A 16,354-nucleotide genomic window follows, 5' to 3' on the forward strand; every position below is an offset into this window, starting at 1 on the left:
TCGATAGCATGCATGAATTAGCCTCTTAGCGCTCATACTATCTTCACAACGGGCGAAGGAGGTGACACACATGGGTCAAGCAGGTCAAGGTCGTAGCAGCCGTTCCAATAACCTTGTAGTTCCTCAAGCAAATGCAGCGTTGCAACAATTGAAATATGAAGCAGCACAAGAGCTTGGAGTAACGATCCCAGCTGACGGTTATTACGGGAACTACACTTCCCGCGAAACTGGTTCTTTGGGAGGTTACATCACTAAACGTCTAGTACAACTGGCAGAACAACAACTGTCCGGTCGTCAGTAACATCGTTATCTTAAGTGTTTTATCCGGCAGAGGTCTTAAAAAGCCTATTGCCGACTAGCTTTCAAACCTCTCACACTTCTTCCAGAAGCTGTGGGAGGTTTTTCTAATTTATAGCCTATAATCCCAGCTGCAAACAATTTTTATGTAAAACGTTTAACTTAAAAATTGATCAGCACTCTCGGCGTAAGCATTACGGGGAGATCGAATCATCAGATTCGCCATATTATAATTAGACTCCAGCGTAGCATCTACGATTAGCTTTCCCTGTCTTATAGCGAACTCATAGCTGATCTCACCATGAGTCCAACGGCGTTTGTATTTCAGACTCTCCAGTGCCATTAGACGAAAAGAAGACTGCTGGCTCTCCGTTATTCCTTCCTTCACTTCTGTGAATCCACCCCCCCGACCGGCTAAAGGATGATGACGTATGCCGAACTTGCCAATGGTATTATTTCGTATTTGCACAAATACCGTACCGGAAGATAGTCCTGACAATTCCTCTTGCAGTTCCCTAAACACCAAATCCATCTGTCTTGCTAATGATAGCTGTTCTGTCTTAAGCATATCTTTCCTCCTAAAAGTTTTGTGAGCTTAGCTACTTTGAGTTTACTTCGTCTTATAAATCGAACCCTAAATATTTGGGCTAAGGGCCCGTCGCCACTGCGGGAAATGTTTGGACTTCCAGCCGCTGTTGTCTCCAAATTTCTTGAATTCTTACGCGTATAGCGGGTGAAATTCGGAGACAAAGGCAGTCGCTCTCGCTCTTACAGTTCCAAAATTCCCCTCCGCCACTCCTTCCCCTTTTCCCAAGTTTCTGGTTCGATTTATATCGTTTTGTGAGCTTAGCTACTTCGAGTTTACTTCGTACAAATCGGCTTAGTAAGCGCTTACTTAAGCTTTTTGAGCTGAGCTCATTTGTCTTCCATGCAAGCCTTTTATAAGGCTCAAGGCTCATTATAGACCCCTTAAATACGTCAAACAACATTATTCTACAAAATTGGGTTATTATCCCTAGTAATGCGCAAAATTCATGGATCATTCGTATATTAATTTTTATAAACCGGGAGTTTTCGACATTTAAACATTAAAAAAAGACCCCTTAACCGGGGTCTTTGCGTGTTCACACTGAAATTCCGTTATTTTTTGCGCACTGAAATTTGTCTTATTTTAGACATTTCATGCTAAATGCTCTGTCATCTCCAAGAACTCGTTGATATCAGCCACAATCAGATCTGTAGCTCCTTGCCAGAAATCCGGTTTTGTCAGATCTACACCCAAATGTTTGAGCACCAAATCCTCCAATGTCATCACGCCGGTATCCTGCAACAAGCTATCGTATTTGTCTGCAAAGGAAGCTCCCTCTTGTAATGCCAGACGATATAAGCCTGTACTGAACATATAACCAACGGTGTACGGGAAATTATAGAAAGGTACATCTGTGATATAGAAATGCAGCTTTGACGCCCAGAAGTGAGGATGGTATTCAGAAAGCACACCACAGAAAGCTTCTTTCTGTGCTTCCACCATCAGAGCGGACAGTTCCTCAGCATTTACAAGACCTTCCTTACGTTTCTCATAAAAGCGAGTCTCGAACAAGAATCGAGCGTGAATGTTCATAAAGAATGCCACACTGTTCTGTATCTTCGTTTCAAGCAGAGCCAGCTTCTCCTCTGCATTGCCCGCAGCTTTAACCTGAGCATCAGATACAATCACTTCTGCAAAGGTTGAAGCGGTCTCTGCAACGTTCATTGCATAATTCTGATTAAATACAGGTTGATCATCAAGCAGGTAGGAATGATAAGCATGTCCCAGCTCATGGGCCAATGTTGAAACATTGGAAGGTGTGCCGCTGTAAGTCATGAATATCCGTGATTCTTTACTCTCAGGGAAGGAAGTACAGAATCCACCAGGGCGTTTGCCATTACGATCCTCAACCTCGATCCAGTTATTATCAAAGGCACGCTCTGCAAACTCAGCCATCTTAGGACTAAATTTACGGAACTGTGTGACGATATCCTTCGCAGCTTGATCATAAGGGATCTTGCCGGAGGATTTGCCTACAGGAGCTTCGACATCGACCCATGAGAGAGAATCCAGCCCCAGCAGCTTGGCTTTACGCTGAAGGTAGGACACAAGTACAGGTTTGCTATTCGTAATCACGTCCCACATTGTATTTAAGGTGTCCTGTGTCATACGATTGATGCTGAGCGGATCTTTCAGAACATCGTCCCAGCCTCTGCCCTTATAGAGCTTCAGGCGGAAGCCTGCTAAGTGATTTAAGGTATCCGCGCAATTATCTGCCGCTTCAGTCCAAGCCTCTTCCCATTTATGGAACATCGTTTGACGCACTTTTGGATCTGGATCATCCAGCTTATTAAAAGCTTGGCCAGCAGATAGCAGCTTTGTTCCTTCTTCATCCTCAAATGGGATCTTGATTGAGCTAACAATCGTATCATAGTGCCCGCTCCATCCATGATATCCGTCAACAGCTAATTCCAACGCTAAGCTTTCCAGCTCAGGGCTCATCTTCTCACGGGCCAAATCACGGCTCTCGCTCAGTACGAACGTTAAAGGAGCAATCTCTGGACGAGCCATCCACTCAGCCCATACCTTGTCCGTAGTCTGACGAAGGACATTGCTAAATTGCGAGCTGATCCCTTCGAATCCGGCGCGCATGCTTGTCACTTTGGCCGCCAGCCTTACCGCACCCTTGTCCATCTGATTCTGAGCGCCTAGACAGTCTGCGAAGGAAGTGACCTCCACAAGTCTTCCTGAACAGCTCTGAAGCAATGCTATAACCTCATCCAATGCTTTTGTAGACGCAACATCCGTTGGTGTCACAGCATCCTTCACAAAGCCTTGCAAGGATAAAATATCTTTTTCAAGCTTGCTCAAGAACCCTTCTAACTCTGCAGACGAAGAACCCCCCGGAAAAATAGTATCAAGTTCCCAAGTCAGTGATAACGGTTGTTTCATGTGTACTCACCATTCCTTTGCTTTCATTTGACTTTCTTTGTAATTGTCTTAACACCATGGTAAAGTGAATAACGATATCTGAACATTTATAGCCGATAAACTTTAGGAGGGCATCCATATGAAGCCACTACAAATTTCACCGGAAACAGCCATTACGTTATCCAAGCAACTAGGCGTTCCTTTGGAACACTTGATGCATATGCCCCAACATATTTTACTACAAAAAATAGCGGAGCTATCCAAAAAAGAAAATCCCCCACAAACTGAGGGCGAAAATGAAGAGACTCCTTCTGGGAAGGACTCACAATGATTCCATTTAGTCATACCTGGCCTTATGACATCATTCTAGGCGATATGTATGTGCAATACTGTCCATTCTGCAACTCAGAGAATGTGCTTCTGCCTATGAAGCCTAAAGAATTACAAATCGTTCGTGACGGCAAGAAAAAACTGCTCGTCTTCCCCTGCTGCAGCGCCAGTCCTACAGTTATAGATAATGACGGCGATTACCTTTTGTTCGATCGAGCTGTCAGATAAGCAAATCCTAACATTTTCTTTCTACAAAGCGCAGAGGAGAATTTAAATTCTCTTCTGCGCTTTTTGTTGTTCGCAAACATTATGAACTTGAAGACAAGCCTTCGATATCAACTTCAACATCTAGAGCCTCAGCACGCATTTGCTCCCGTAAAATAACCCACTGCTCACGTGCCGCTCGAATCATCGCCGCATCCATGATCTTCTGATCATTGATCAGACGGGAGAACCACATTACAGCCACTGAGTATTCTCCGATCCGCCGATTAAGTTCGCCGATCAGGTACATGAGCCGGGCATCATTGCCGGCAATGCCATCTATTTCATAGACCTTAACATACTCGTCCAAAGAATAGCGTAAAAAACGCTTCTCCTGCTCAGTCTCCCCTTGATAGCGATAGAGCCAAGCAATATGATGCAGCAGACTTGCGATAATCCGATCTTTATCGTTAATACTTTGAGCACATAAAAGCGCCAGCTTATAGGTCTCGAGCGCAGTTTCCCAGTCTCGTTTCTCTCCAAAGTCCCGGCTCTTCCAGCGTTTCCCTACCTGTTCATTAAATGCCTTGCGCTGGCGTTCCGTCAGCTTGTCAGCCGAATTTTCTGTGGAGGCAAACCCGCAATTGGGGCAGACCCGTACAACATAATAATCCGGATTCTCATTTTTATAATACGCGCAGAAATCAGCATCACGCCGAATAGCCTTTTTTAGACTAGGGCGTACCCGCGAGGTTGAAAATTCATTTTCACAGTTGCAACACTTGACCTTAATAGAATATAGGGGTATTAACTCTGTCAAGTACTCTCATTCCTTTCAGGATCAACCTGTCCCTTATTATTCCTGGGGCATGTTAACAAAATGATGTGCAGGACCTGCAAGGCGGCTAAGCACGAATGAACGCAATGGTTCTTCGACTCCAGTCTCCACCAGTGCCTCTTTCATACATTGTAGCCACTCCTCAGCACGTTCTGGAGTAATAGGAATATGCATATGCCTTGCTCTCATCATGGGATGTCCATGTAATTCCGAATAAAGTGGACCCCCGCCAAAAAACTGTGTCAGGAATTGATATTGCTTCTCCAGAACTGGAGTAATATCTTCAGGGAACAAGGGTCCCAGCTGCGGATGAATCTGTACCTTGGCATAGAACACTTCCACCAACCGATGTAGTGCTTCAGCCCCCCCTAGATTGTCATATATACTCTCATTTGGATTCATTGAGGTTACCAGCCTTCTTCCATATTAATGAAACGTTACTTATTTTATTATACCAAAGATAAGCATAACACGGATATCCGTCGAAAGTGCTCTCTAAACTACAGAAAAAAGGCGCTAAACTATAGTTCAGCGCCTGAAGAGTAAGGTTAGTAGGTCCTAAATTCCTCATCACCAGGAGGGACGAGAGAGACCCGGATTACATATACAAAAGCACAAACGAGAACTCCGGCTATAACGCTCATCGCCATCACTCCATCCCATTTAATCGTGTAACAGAGGGTGCATTTATTTATTACATAATATCATAATTCCTGCGAAAAAGCACAGATAATTGTAACCGCTTTCTCCATTTTTTTGTGCTGTTTGTCCCTCTTTTTGCATACATCTAACCATAGACCAGGAGGCGTTAATTATGACTTTTAAAAAGATTGGCGGCCCGCTGCTGGGATTCATATTGGCAGGTTGTATGCTGCTTATGTTACTTCATCCTGAAGCATCTCTTGCCGCAGCCTTACGTGGCCTGGCCATCTGGTGGGACGTGCTCTTCCCTTCACTGTTTCCCTTCTTCGTCATTTCTGAAATCATGCTAGGCTTAGGCATTGTCCATCTCTTCGGCGCTTTACTTGATCCACTGATGCGTCCCCTCTTCGGTATACCAGGCAGCGGTGGTTTTGTCGCGGCCATGGGATATGTATCAGGATATCCCGTTGGAGCCAAATTAACCGCTAAGCTGCGGGAGCAGAAGCTGATCAGCAGAATCGAAGGTGAACGCCTTGTAGCATTTACAACCTCCTCCGATCCTATTTTTCTATTAGGGGCGGTATCCGTTGGGTTCTTTCGCGATGCTTCTTTGGGGCTAATATTGGCACTAGCCCACTACGGAAGTGGCTTAATGGTTGGTCTCCTAATGTCATTTCATGGACGCAAGGAACAAAAGACCCCCACCCAAGACCCAACAAAAAGTAGTTCTGACGTCCCCTCTGCTCCAGCAAAACAAGGATTCGGCAGAATACATGCCGCACTCCTTGCGATGTCCGAAGCCCGCCGCAAGGATGGACGTAGCTTCGGGGAGCTGTTAAAAGGAGCGATCCAATCCTCGCTACAGCTTATTGTTGTCGTAGGGGGTCTGGTTGTATTCTTCAACGTGCTAATGGAGCTGCTTGCCCGTGCCGGAATCCTGCCCTCACTATTTAGCCTGGCCGGATCTCTCGTCTCCCTTGTTGGAGGGCCTCCCGAATTAGCTCAGGCCTTGATCAGCGGATTATTCGAGGTCACCATAGGTGCCCGTTCTGCTGGTGAAGCCGCTTCTTCCATCCCGCTTCAATTCAAGGTCGCAGCAGCTGCCTTTATTCTCTCTTGGGGCGGATTATCTGTACATGCCCAAGTCGCCAGTATTTTGAACGGTACCGGGCTGCGTTATCTGCCGTTCTTAACTGCGAGACTAATACATGCCGTACTCGCAGCAGGTCTCGTGGTGCTGCTATGGAAGCCTGTGATGGGATCAGGATTGTCTTCTGCCTGGGTCTCTCTGCCAGCCTCCACCGCCTTTACACCTTCAGCCTCTGGTGTCACTGCCAGCCTAGCTCTACTGAGTCTTATACTGGCCGCTGCTCTTCTAGTGTCACTGCTTATTCCTGTCTTTATGGCAATGCTCCGATTGATGCGCCGAAGTTGATTACATATTGTGTTCCGGGGCAAGATTGATTATGATCGGTGTATGACGGAATTATATAAAGGAGCTTGTACATCTTGAGATATTATGTTCTGGACCGCGGTGATGAGCTGTCAATCAAACTTGCCGAGCAATTTCACAAGCTGGCGGCGGAGCGGGATTTGCAACTGGATGCCGAGTCTCCGGAAATCGTCATCTCGATAGGTGGAGACGGCACAATGCTGCACGCTTTTCATACCTTTATCGATCAGATTCCCAACTTAGCCTTTGTAGGTGTGCACACAGGACACCTCGGCTTCTATGCGGACTGGCAAGCAGAAGAGCTGCCCACCTTAATCGATTATATGTGCGGAACCGGTGATTCTGAGCCGCAGAAACCGCGCATTGTGAAATATCCATTAATAGAGCTGGAGATTCACAAAAAATCGGGATCTTCGTCTCACATTGCCCTCAACGAATTTACCCTTAAAGGGGTGGATGGAACTATAATGATCCAAATCGACATCAATGATGTCACCTTCGAAATGTTCCGGGGCGATGGACTTTGTATTTCAACTCCCTCTGGCAGCACCGCTTATAACAAAAGCCTTGGGGGCGCTATGGTTCACCCTTCAATAGAAGCGCTGCAGATTGCCGAAATCGCGTCTATTAACAACCGTGTATTCCGGACAATGGGCTCTCCGCTACTACTGCCGAAGCATCATCATTGTGACATTTTTTCATGTAAAGACCAGCGTTTGCTGCTCACCGTAGATCATAACAACATTCCTGTTGATGACCTGATTTCAGTACGCTGTCAAGTTTCAGACAAAAAAGTCAGCTTTGCAAGGTATCGTCCGTTTCCGTTCTGGAACCGTGTCCGTGAAGCTTTCTTAGTCTGAGATCAGGGGATCAAAAAGCTGGAGATTTCAATATCTCCGGCTATTTTTGGTGTGACAAAACTAACACCAATTGATAGACATAGAGAGAAATCAAATGGTATAATGAGGCTATTTTACAAAGAGTTACATAAAAGGAGAGAGTACTGTTGAAAAAATTATTATCCCTCTTGAGCATAAGTCTTCTGGCCCTGATACTGGCGGTCCCGGCTTTTGCTGCTTCAAAACCGATTGATGTTTATATCAACGGCAGTAAGGTTTCCTTTACCGCAGGAACCCCATACTTAGCGAACAATTCTGTACTTGTCCCTTTCCGGGTCATCTTCGAAAAGCTTGGACTTCAGGTGCTTTGGGATGCCAAGACTGGAACAGTAACAGGTAAAAGTTCAAATCTGGCGATCAGCCTGAAAATTGGCAGCAACCGCGCAACCGTTAACGGAACCGTGAAAAAACTGACCACCGCACCAGTCTCCTCAGCTGGCACTACATACATTCCTTTACGTTTTATCGCAGAGGCAACCGGAGGCACAGCCGTCTGGAATTCAACCAGCAGAAGCGTGCAAATTACCACCCCAGTATCCAAAGATAAGGACGAAGCAGCGATTACAGCATTAATCCGTTTGTCTAATAAGTATTTCAATGAAGAAAAAGCGATTAGCTTCTATTCCCTTATGGATTCAGAATCCTCAAATGCGGAGTCAGTAGCGGATCTTAATGCATCCTTTGAGATTTTTGACATAAAAAATACTATTGAGAGTTTGGAAATCATTGATATTTCAGGCAATGACGCTACTGTCTATACACTGGAAAGCTCTCGCCGGACAGGTGGGGCCTATACGCCAGATACAGAGGACGAATACATGTATACACTTGTCCGCAAGAATGGAAGCTGGAAAATATCATCTGTGGAATCCCAAAGCTCCGTGATACTGCTGACTCGTGAACAAGCTCTAAAAACAGCAGCTAACATTCCTCAAAATGATGCGGATGCCATCAAAGGTAATATCACCAAATATTATCAAGCTATGAATGAACAAAATTCGGCTGCTGTTCTCTCCACCATGACTTCATACGGAGAAGAATATGATACTTCCCTTAAGGAAGATCTGGAAGATTTCTTTACTTCATATGACGTCACTTATACTCCAAGCGTTTCGAATATCTACTATTTTAGCGCCAAAGAAGCCGCTATTTATGTAGAAAGCAAAGAGAAGGATGCCAGTGAAGAGGAAACTTTTGAGCAAGGCACGATCTTCATTTTATCCAAGTCGGATAACGGGGTATGGACTACTGATAACACCTACAGCGTTTACTATAAACTTGTGAAATCCTAACAACCATACGTCACAGAAAGTTAATTCGTGCAGTGTATACTTTCTTATCTTATAAATTATATAAAAAGGGCGTATGATTCCATGAAATCCAATAAAGTAATAAGTGCACTTCTAGGCAGCTGTCTGGCTTTATCCCTAACTTTTGCTCCAGTGGTGTCTGCTGCCGATGCCGCTCAGGCATCTACAGATAACCGTGATCTTATCAATGAAGTCATGAATATTCTGGAGAACTATAACCTCTCCGGTGTAGATAAGGATACCTTGATTCGTGGAGCCATTGACGGCATGGTGAACACCCTGGATGATCCCTATAGCCAATACTTCAATACCGAGGAAGCGGCACAATTTGAACATGATGTTGATCTGGAATACGTTGGTATTGGTGTTAGATTGCAATATACCGCAACAGAGCTCTACATCGAAGACATAACACCCGGTTCGCCTGCAGAACAAGCAGGTCTGAAACGCGGCGATACGATAGTCAAAATTAACGGAATCCCCGTTGAAGAGACTGAAGGTGACGAGTTAAGCGGAGCCGCAGGCACCAAGGTCACTCTGCAGGTGCTCCGGAATGGAGTGTCTAAATCATTTCGTGTAACCCGGAATGAAATCAGCTCAACTTCCGTTACCGGAACCATTGTTGGACAGAAGATAGCCTACATCACACTAAGCGGTTTCACACAGAATTCCGATGAAGAATTCGCCGCCATGCTGAAAAAGATGCGCGCAGCAGGTATGAAATCGATGGTGCTTGATTTGCGTGACAACTTAGGCGGCTATATGGATTCGGCATACAACATTACCTCCAATTTTATGGATAAAGGCATTATGATGTATACCTCTGATCAAACCGGAGCACTTACTCCAGTAACGATTACCAGCGGCAGCAAAATAGGCGTACCCGTCGTTATTCTAACGAATGAGTACACTGCCAGCGCTTCTGAGGCGCTTACTGGCGCATTACGTGACAATAAGCTCGCTACCGTCGTAGGCACTCGTTCTTTCGGCAAAGCACGTATTCAGAGCCTGCTTCCAATGTCTAATGGAGACATGCTGAAGCTGACTACGCAGAAATACCTAACTCCAAATAAAGAAGACTTTAATCACATCGGCCTTGCACCGGATATTGAGGTTAAAGGCAAAACTGCACAGCTGATTACCGCTCTTCAGATTGCAGGAATGAAAAGCATTGAGGTTTCCGGTGATCATCATATCTTGAACGTCAACGGGGTTGCCTTTGCTGGTAATGTGGGTCTAATAAAGCAAGGAGATAAGACTTATGCTTCTTCGCTCGTATTAGGTGCACTGATCGAAGGCGACATCACATGGGATGCCAAAAACAAAAAAGTCATCGTTACGAACGGGGCAGGTAAAGCGACCGGCTTTACATTGTCCTCCAAAGAGGCGCTTTCTCAGAACGGCGAGACCTTCATTGAATTAAATGCCTTTAAGAAGAAGTTCCCTGCGCTTGTATGGAGTTACAATGCAACACAGAAACAATTGAAATTATCTGTAAAATAGATCCTTAATCTCACTAATCATTAAGCTGCTGAATCAAGCACCAATGAGTAAAAACAGGAGTTGTCACATAAGCCATGAAATGGCCGTTGAGACAACTCCTGTTCTTTGTTTAGTTGGATAATATTTGCACCTACGAAACATCTGTAGCACCTATCGGACATGGATGACCCTAAACGCAATATTAATCCATATTTGTTATGCTATCGGACCCCATAGTCGCTATTGGTATGAAAAACACCATAATTACGCCTCTTTCTAACGAATAGCATCATTGGAGTCCGAAACACCGCTCAAAAGGCTGAAAATTCGCAAATAACGGCATCTGGGTCCTTAAGCCTTAGGGGATGATGAAACTGCTGGGTCAAGCAGCCAACGACTAACAGCAAAGAGCAGCAGAGCAACACTGAGCCACACAGCAACACCGAGCGGCACAGCAACACCGAGCCACACAGCAACACCGAGCAGCACAGCAACACTGAGCAACACCGCAACACTGAGCCACACAGCAACACCTAGCGGTACAGCAACACCGAGCGGCACAGCAACACAGCAACACCGAGCCACACAGCAACACTGAGCAACACAGCAACACTGAACAGCACACAGCAACACTGAGCAACACCGCAACACTGAGCCACACAGCAACACCGAGCAACACAGCAACACCGAGCCACATAGCAACACTGAGCAACACCGCAACACTGAGCCACACAGCAACACCGAGCAACACAGCAACACCGAGCAACACAGCAACACCGAGCGGCACAGCAACACCGAGCGGCACAGCAACACCGAGCAGCACAGCAACACCGAGCCACACAGCAACACCGAGCGGCACAGCAACACCGAGCGGCACAGCAACAGCAGAGCAGCGATCTCCAAGTAACGGGAGAAACGCTGCTCTGCTATTTTTTATAAGAAAAAAAGCTGGCTCATTCGTAGAAGGACTCTACTTATGGTTCAGCTTTCATCATTAAGGTTGTGAATTTTCTATGTTTTGATTGTTTTGGTTGTTTTGAGCGCTTTGAGGTTTTGGTGTGTTTTGGGGCTTCTGAGACTGACCTTGTGGCGGTCTGCCTTGGAAATCCTTTTTGGATTTCTTGCCCTGTGAATCCTTGCCCCGGTGATTTCGGCTCTGATGTTCTCTCACAGGTCTATCCTTCACCATATTGTCCTTAGAAGAAGTCATCTCTTTAAATGCCAATGAGTGATTCGAGCCTTGCTTAGAGGATGTTTCTTTAACAGAGAACTCTTTATCTGCAGCCGCTTCATCACTAGCTTCCCCTTCTTGCTCCAAGGCCTCTTCATCACTCGGCTCTGGTATTTCTTTGATTAAAATATCCTTAAACATGCCTTCCTGTGGTACCTCTTTCAATTTATGCAGCACAAAATAAGCGCAGCCAAAATTGCAGTATTCATTAATATAATCAACCATACCCGAAATCGCTGTATCCCGATTCACCTTAGGATGGTTGTCCCGGTAAAAACCTTTCAAACGCAACTGACTGTAACCCCAGTCACCGATAATATAGTCGTATCTTTCCAGCACCTCGCTATATCTCCCGCGAAACGCCTCCGGATTCCAACCATCCTTATGATCCAACATAAGTTCATAGCCTTTTCCGCCTATTACGATCAAACCTTTTGTCGCCTGCCTTTCTTTGGGTATCGTGGCGTTGATTATGCCGCCATCTATGTGGAATATTGGGCTTTCGGTCGCTGTTCTAGAACCGCTCCTACAGCACCAATATTCCCCTCCGATGACGCAAATCAACGATTTTTATGGGTAACCTAAGAGCAGAGATATCAGAACGCTGTCGCTTCTTCCTCCTCTTACTAACATTCTCCGTGAATTAAACCACAGAAAAGCAATAATTAGCTAGAAGAAACCGCACGCTCCTCGCGAGCTTGAGCTGCAGACTTCACCTGCTCATGCGCATGATAAGAGCTGCGAACTAGCGGGCCTGATTCCACGTGGCTGAAGCCACGCTTCATTCCCTCTTCCTTCAACAATGCAAATTCCTCCGGTGGATAATATTTCTCCACATTTAAGTGTTTTGGAGTGGGTTGCAAATATTGTCCTAAAGTCAATATATCACAATTTACGGCTCGCAAATCATCCATTGCTTGTAAAATCTCATTCCACTCTTCACCGACACCAAGCATGATGCTCGATTTGGTTGGAATATTGGGTTTCATTTCCTTGGCTCTACGCAGCAATTCCAAGGAACGAGGGTACTTCGCTTTAGCCCGTACACGATCTGACATCCGTTCCACGGTCTCAATATTATGATTAAGAATGTCTGGATTACTGTTCATGACAATCTCAAGACTATTCCGGTCTCCTAAAAAGTCTGGAATAAGCACTTCAACACTACATAACGGAAGGCGTTTACGAATCGCCGCTACCGTCTCAGCAAAAATCTGAGCGCCACCATCCGCAAGATCATCGCGGGCCACACTAGTCACCACACAGTGACGAAGATTCATTTTCTCTGCAGCTTCAGCTACACGTTCAGGCTCCTGCAGGTCCAGTTCTGTAGGCATCCCTGTATTCACTGCACAAAAACGGCATGCGCGTGTACAAATATCACCTAAAATCATGAAGGTAGCCGTACGGTTTGCCCAGCATTCATAAATATTCGGACACCTAGCTTCTTCACATACGGTATGTAAAGTTTTGGAACGCATCATGCTTTTGATTTCCTGATAGTTGTCACCGGTAGTTAGCTTAATCTTAATCCAATCCGGTTTAGGTTGCTTTGCTGTTTTATTAGACAAAATGATAAACCCCGCTTCCTCCTGAATGTGATGCTGCAGATGAAAGTTGCTGCCTCATATTATAACATGTGCGATTTACAATTGCCTGTTTTTGTGAAATATGCAGGGTGTATCATCTGGAGTTTCCAGCGAGATTTTTCTGGTACCTTTAGACAAGAACGGATAAAAAGTAGCATTTTGCACCAATCTATAAAAAAGCTTCATCCGAAGTAACTACATTCAATTTAATGCCCGGACAAAAGGAGGCTGTTATCTTGCTGGCCCTATTTAAGAATATTAAAGACCGGAGAACCCTGTTATGCCTGTCCGCGGCCGCTATCCTCTGGGGTGGTTTAAACCTTCCCGTTTCAGCAGCTGTAGCGCGGCCTACAATCCAACCGGTGATGAGCAGCGGGGATCCCGCTAGTGCTAGCAAAGAAGCGCAATGGTCTGGCCGAAGACAGATTTATGAGCAAATGAGCGCAGCTACTGGTATCCCGTGGTTTAGGTTCGCAGCCATTGATCAATATGAACGCACGCTCGCCAAAAAGGGAGCCTCAGGGCAGCCTGTCTCCACGCGCCTTACAGCCATAAAGATCCCGGCACCGGTATGGGCTGGTCCACTCAATCCGGATCAAGGGGATACTTCCCCGAACTCCATTAGCTTCTTTGATGGTTTTGGCAGTGATGGCTCAGGAGACGGCATTGCTGATCCAGAGAATGATGCGGACGTTCTGTATAGTATGGCTAGACACTTATTGAAGTATGGACAATCCGCTAGTGATTTCAGTATCGGGGTCTGGGAGTATTATCACAATGGCCGCGCCTCGCAGCGCATTACCCAGTTCGCGAAGTTATATGAACATTTTGGACGGCTGGACCTATCCGGCAATGCCTTCCCGCTTCCCTTAAGTAACCTTTATTCTTATCGTAGCACTTGGGGCACTGGAAGAAGCTGGGGTGGAGCACGTATCCATGAAGGAACAGATTTATTTGCACCTCAAGGAGTGCCAGTCCGAAGCACCTGCTTTGGCTTAGTGGAGACAAAAGGCTGGAACCGGTACGGCGGCTGGAGAATCGGGATTCGCGATATTGAGAACCGTTACCATTATTACGCTCATCTATCTGGATATAACAAAACCATTTCTCGCGGAGATATAGTCACCCCCGGTGAAATTATTGGCTGGGTAGGCAGCTCGGGTTACGGCAATCCCGGAACTCAAGGGAAATTTCCTCCGCATCTACATTTTGGCATTTACCGCGATCGCGGAATTACCGAATGGGCTTTTGATCCGTTTCCATTACTGAAACAATGGGAGAATCAGGAATATAGAGACTTAAAGAACAAAAGAAGCAAAAAAAGTGCCGTAAATTAGAATAAGGTCCCTTTCCTTAGAGAGGGGCCCTTTCTTTTTTAATACAACATCAAACAGCCGAATGGTTCAATGCTGACCGTAAGCTTATTATTATTTTTAAAAATTACTCCAGACAATAAATCAGTTAATTCGTTCTTATCAGCTCGATATGGGCTAAGCTCTAGTTGGTAAGGGTTTGGAGAATTATTGATAATCAGCCCTATCTTTTCGTGCTCCACACCTCGTATGTAACCAAGCACACTACGAACTTCATCAGTAAACCAAGGACGGAAGGAGCCTTTGCGCAGAACCTCATGACTTTTTCTCAGAGAAATCAACTGTTGATACCACTTATGCAGCACTGCATTCTGAGCTTGTTCTTGCCATATCATAGCTTTTCTACAGTGGGGGTCCGTCGCCCCTTCCATCCCAACCTCATCCCCGTAATAGATCATTGGAATGCCGATATAGGTCATCTGGAAAAAAACAGCCAGCATCATACGTTCAACAGCGGTACCCAAGCGGTCCCAACCACGCCCACCTTCTTTACACGCTGTAAGAAACCGCAGGGTATCATGGCTGCCAAGCAACTGAAACATAGCCGAATTCGCCTGGTCATTATACAACGCCTCCTGATGGAGCAATTGCTCCATAAAGCGAACTGGCCCCGTCGATTGTTCCGCAAAAAATTCTAACACTGCATCACGAAGCACATAATTCATTCCTCCATCGAACTGATCCCCTCTAAGCCATGGCCCAGAAGCATGCATAATCTCACCGATCAGCAGGATTTCAGGATATTCAGATTTGAGTTCTTGCCGAAACCGGGACCAAAAACGCGGATTAACTTCATTGGCCACATCCAGACGCCAGCCGTCAATCCCTGTCTCGCGCACCCAATACTTCGCAACCTCAATCATGTAATTCGCCGTATCCGGATTGTCCATGTTCAGCTTTGGCATATGCGCTTCAGCTTTGGCAAACGTTTCATAATTGGGTACAGGGGTCTGCGTAACCGGAAAGGAATGAATGAAGAACCAATCTTTATACGGAGATTGCTCTCCTTTTGCCAACACATCCTTAAACGCGAAAAAGCGATCTCCCGAATGATTAAACACAGCATCTAAAATCACTTTGATTCCATGTCTGTGCGCCTGGCTGACCAGTGCCTTCAATCCTTCCGTATCCCCAAATACTGGATCAACCTTATAGTAATCGGAGGTATTATATTTATGTTCTGAAGGAGACTCAAATACAGGCGTCATATAAACAACGTTTACTCCTAACTGTTGCAGGTAGGGCATTTTGTCAGAGATGCCTTGTAAGGTTCCTTCGTTATAACTGCTGGGATAGATTTGATAGGTTACTGCATCCATGCTCCATGAAGGTAACTTCAACGCCTCAGAATGATGGAGATATGCATATTGAAAAGAACCCGCACGTTCCCGGTTCTCCGACGCCCCTCTCTCTCCATACCAGACATATTCACCAGCAGGATTAGTTACATGGAATAGATATCTGCATTTTTTAGTAGGGGTCTCAATGACCGCTTCATGTATCTCATAAACACCTGCCGACCCAATCCGCTCCATCTGCAAAGGAACTTCATGCCCCGGAGAATCATAACGGTCTGAGTAGATGACGGTACAGGATAATTGCTGTCCAGCTTGCGTGAACAGTCTGAGCTTCAAGATGCCCGTACCCATAGGATAGGCAAACGGATCTTCACTTGTATGATATAAAAACCATGTATGAGGCATAACTTCTAAACTCCTTTTTATACTTTTATCGTTAAATCTATGAG

16 protein-coding genes are annotated in these 16,354 nt (G+C 45.5%); 8 read left to right on the forward strand and 8 right to left on the reverse strand.

The window, feature by feature from the left end; translation table 11 throughout:
* Window positions 1-70: 70 nt before the first annotated feature.
* Window positions 71-301 carry an alpha/beta-type small acid-soluble spore protein gene (locus tag MHH50_RS26005; RefSeq protein ID WP_036685295.1) on the forward strand — a complete coding sequence of 77 codons (231 nt, stop codon included), beginning with the start codon at window positions 71-73 and terminating at the stop codon, window positions 299-301.
* Window positions 302-454: 153 nt separating this feature from the next.
* On the opposite strand, the gene MHH50_RS26010 is transcribed toward MHH50_RS26005, so the two are convergent.
* Together MHH50_RS26010 and MHH50_RS26015 are read right to left on the reverse strand one after the other, a co-directional pair.
* Window positions 455-865, reverse strand: coding sequence for a hypothetical protein (locus MHH50_RS26010; protein ID WP_036685297.1), 411 nt, complete (start codon window positions 863-865; stop codon window positions 455-457).
* 612 nt (window positions 866-1,477) lie between these two features.
* Entirely contained in the window at window positions 1,478-3,277 is a 1,800-nt protein-coding gene (locus MHH50_RS26015; protein ID WP_076281941.1) for a M3 family oligoendopeptidase, read from the reverse strand.
* A gap of 118 nt (window positions 3,278-3,395) precedes the next feature.
* Between MHH50_RS26015 and MHH50_RS26020 the strand changes: the two genes are divergently transcribed.
* A complete protein-coding gene (locus MHH50_RS26020; RefSeq protein ID WP_036685305.1) occupies window positions 3,396-3,587 on the forward strand; it encodes a YycC family protein in 192 nt (63 codons plus the stop codon).
* Window positions 3,584-3,814 carry a hypothetical protein gene (locus MHH50_RS26025; protein WP_036685307.1) on the forward strand — a complete coding sequence of 77 codons (231 nt, stop codon included), beginning with the start codon at window positions 3,584-3,586 and terminating at the stop codon, window positions 3,812-3,814. Before MHH50_RS26020 ends, MHH50_RS26025 begins: the two co-directional genes overlap by 4 nt.
* A 79-nt stretch (window positions 3,815-3,893) precedes the next feature.
* Here the strand turns inward: MHH50_RS26025 and MHH50_RS26030 are convergent, their stop codons facing one another.
* Both MHH50_RS26030 and MHH50_RS26035 read right to left on the reverse strand, forming a co-directional pair.
* On the reverse strand, window positions 3,894-4,610 hold the full coding sequence (locus tag MHH50_RS26030) for a DUF2225 domain-containing protein (RefSeq protein WP_036685310.1): 717 nt from the start codon (window positions 4,608-4,610) through the stop codon (window positions 3,894-3,896).
* A gap of 36 nt (window positions 4,611-4,646) precedes the next feature.
* Window positions 4,647-5,030 carry a globin gene (locus MHH50_RS26035; protein ID WP_340033637.1) on the reverse strand — a complete coding sequence of 128 codons (384 nt, stop codon included), beginning with the start codon at window positions 5,028-5,030 and terminating at the stop codon, window positions 4,647-4,649.
* 412 nt (window positions 5,031-5,442) lie between these two features.
* Between MHH50_RS26035 and ylbJ the strand changes: the two genes are divergently transcribed.
* The 4 genes from ylbJ to MHH50_RS26055 all read left to right on the forward strand — a co-directional run bounded on the left by ylbJ (window position 5,443) and on the right by MHH50_RS26055 (window position 10,435).
* Window positions 5,443-6,705, forward strand: coding sequence for a sporulation integral membrane protein YlbJ (gene ylbJ, locus MHH50_RS26040; RefSeq protein WP_076279681.1), 1,263 nt, complete (start codon window positions 5,443-5,445; stop codon window positions 6,703-6,705).
* A 74-nt stretch (window positions 6,706-6,779) separates the two neighbouring features.
* On the forward strand, window positions 6,780-7,583 hold the full coding sequence (locus MHH50_RS26045) for an NAD kinase (RefSeq protein WP_036685317.1): 804 nt from the start codon (window positions 6,780-6,782) through the stop codon (window positions 7,581-7,583).
* Window positions 7,584-7,729: 146 nt separating this feature from the next.
* Complete coding sequence (locus MHH50_RS26050) at window positions 7,730-8,914, forward strand: copper amine oxidase N-terminal domain-containing protein (RefSeq protein WP_076218719.1); 1,185 nt, start codon at window positions 7,730-7,732, stop codon at window positions 8,912-8,914.
* Between the two features lie 81 nt (window positions 8,915-8,995).
* Window positions 8,996-10,435: a S41 family peptidase gene (locus MHH50_RS26055; protein WP_076128004.1), complete on the forward strand. Its 1,440-nt coding sequence runs from the start codon at window positions 8,996-8,998 to the stop codon at window positions 10,433-10,435.
* A 330-nt stretch (window positions 10,436-10,765) separates the two neighbouring features.
* On the opposite strand, the gene MHH50_RS26060 is transcribed toward MHH50_RS26055, so the two are convergent.
* The 3 genes from MHH50_RS26060 to lipA form a co-directional block, all read right to left on the reverse strand.
* Window positions 10,766-10,975 (reverse strand): hypothetical protein, encoded by a 210-nt coding sequence (locus MHH50_RS26060; RefSeq protein ID WP_340033638.1) that lies wholly within the window; start codon window positions 10,973-10,975, stop codon window positions 10,766-10,768.
* A 433-nt stretch (window positions 10,976-11,408) separates the two neighbouring features.
* Window positions 11,409-12,074 (reverse strand): YutD family protein, encoded by a 666-nt coding sequence (locus tag MHH50_RS26065; RefSeq protein WP_340033639.1) that lies wholly within the window; start codon window positions 12,072-12,074, stop codon window positions 11,409-11,411.
* A gap of 236 nt (window positions 12,075-12,310) precedes the next feature.
* A complete protein-coding gene (gene lipA, locus MHH50_RS26070) occupies window positions 12,311-13,216 on the reverse strand; it encodes a lipoyl synthase (protein ID WP_036685320.1) in 906 nt (301 codons plus the stop codon).
* 254 nt (window positions 13,217-13,470) lie between these two features.
* Between lipA and MHH50_RS26075 the strand changes: the two genes are divergently transcribed.
* Window positions 13,471-14,571, forward strand: a complete 1,101-nt coding sequence (locus MHH50_RS26075; RefSeq protein WP_076099379.1) for a M23 family metallopeptidase — start codon at window positions 13,471-13,473, stop codon at window positions 14,569-14,571.
* A 38-nt stretch (window positions 14,572-14,609) separates the two neighbouring features.
* Here MHH50_RS26075 and MHH50_RS26080 read toward each other — a convergent pair whose 3' ends face one another.
* Window positions 14,610-16,310, reverse strand: coding sequence for a glycoside hydrolase family 13 protein (locus MHH50_RS26080; protein WP_340033640.1), 1,701 nt, complete (start codon window positions 16,308-16,310; stop codon window positions 14,610-14,612).
* Between the last annotated feature and the right edge of the window lie 44 nt (window positions 16,311-16,354).

The sequence above is a fragment of the Paenibacillus sp. FSL H3-0302 genome, assembly GCF_037982245.1.
GTDB classification, from domain to species: domain Bacteria; phylum Bacillota; class Bacilli; order Paenibacillales; family Paenibacillaceae; genus Paenibacillus_AQ; species Paenibacillus_AQ odorifer.

Excerpts from the sequence above, each read along its gene's own strand:
- MHH50_RS26055 (WP_076128004.1), top strand. The coding sequence starts at position 8,996 with ATGAAATCCAATAAAGTAATAAGTGCACTTCTAGGCAGCTGTCTGGCT.
- MHH50_RS26035 (WP_340033637.1), bottom strand. The coding sequence starts at position 5,030 with ATGAATCCAAATGAGAGTATATATGACAATCTAGGGGGGGCTGAAGCA.
- MHH50_RS26005 (WP_036685295.1), top strand. The coding sequence starts at position 71 with ATGGGTCAAGCAGGTCAAGGTCGTAGCAGCCGTTCCAATAACCTTGTA.
- MHH50_RS26080 (WP_340033640.1), bottom strand. The coding sequence starts at position 16,310 with ATGCCTCATACATGGTTTTTATATCATACAAGTGAAGATCCGTTTGCC.
- MHH50_RS26025 (WP_036685307.1), top strand. The coding sequence starts at position 3,584 with ATGATTCCATTTAGTCATACCTGGCCTTATGACATCATTCTAGGCGAT.
- ylbJ (WP_076279681.1), top strand. The coding sequence starts at position 5,443 with ATGACTTTTAAAAAGATTGGCGGCCCGCTGCTGGGATTCATATTGGCA.
- MHH50_RS26010 (WP_036685297.1), bottom strand. The coding sequence starts at position 865 with ATGCTTAAGACAGAACAGCTATCATTAGCAAGACAGATGGATTTGGTG.
- MHH50_RS26020 (WP_036685305.1), top strand. The coding sequence starts at position 3,396 with ATGAAGCCACTACAAATTTCACCGGAAACAGCCATTACGTTATCCAAG.
- MHH50_RS26015 (WP_076281941.1), bottom strand. The coding sequence starts at position 3,277 with ATGAAACAACCGTTATCACTGACTTGGGAACTTGATACTATTTTTCCG.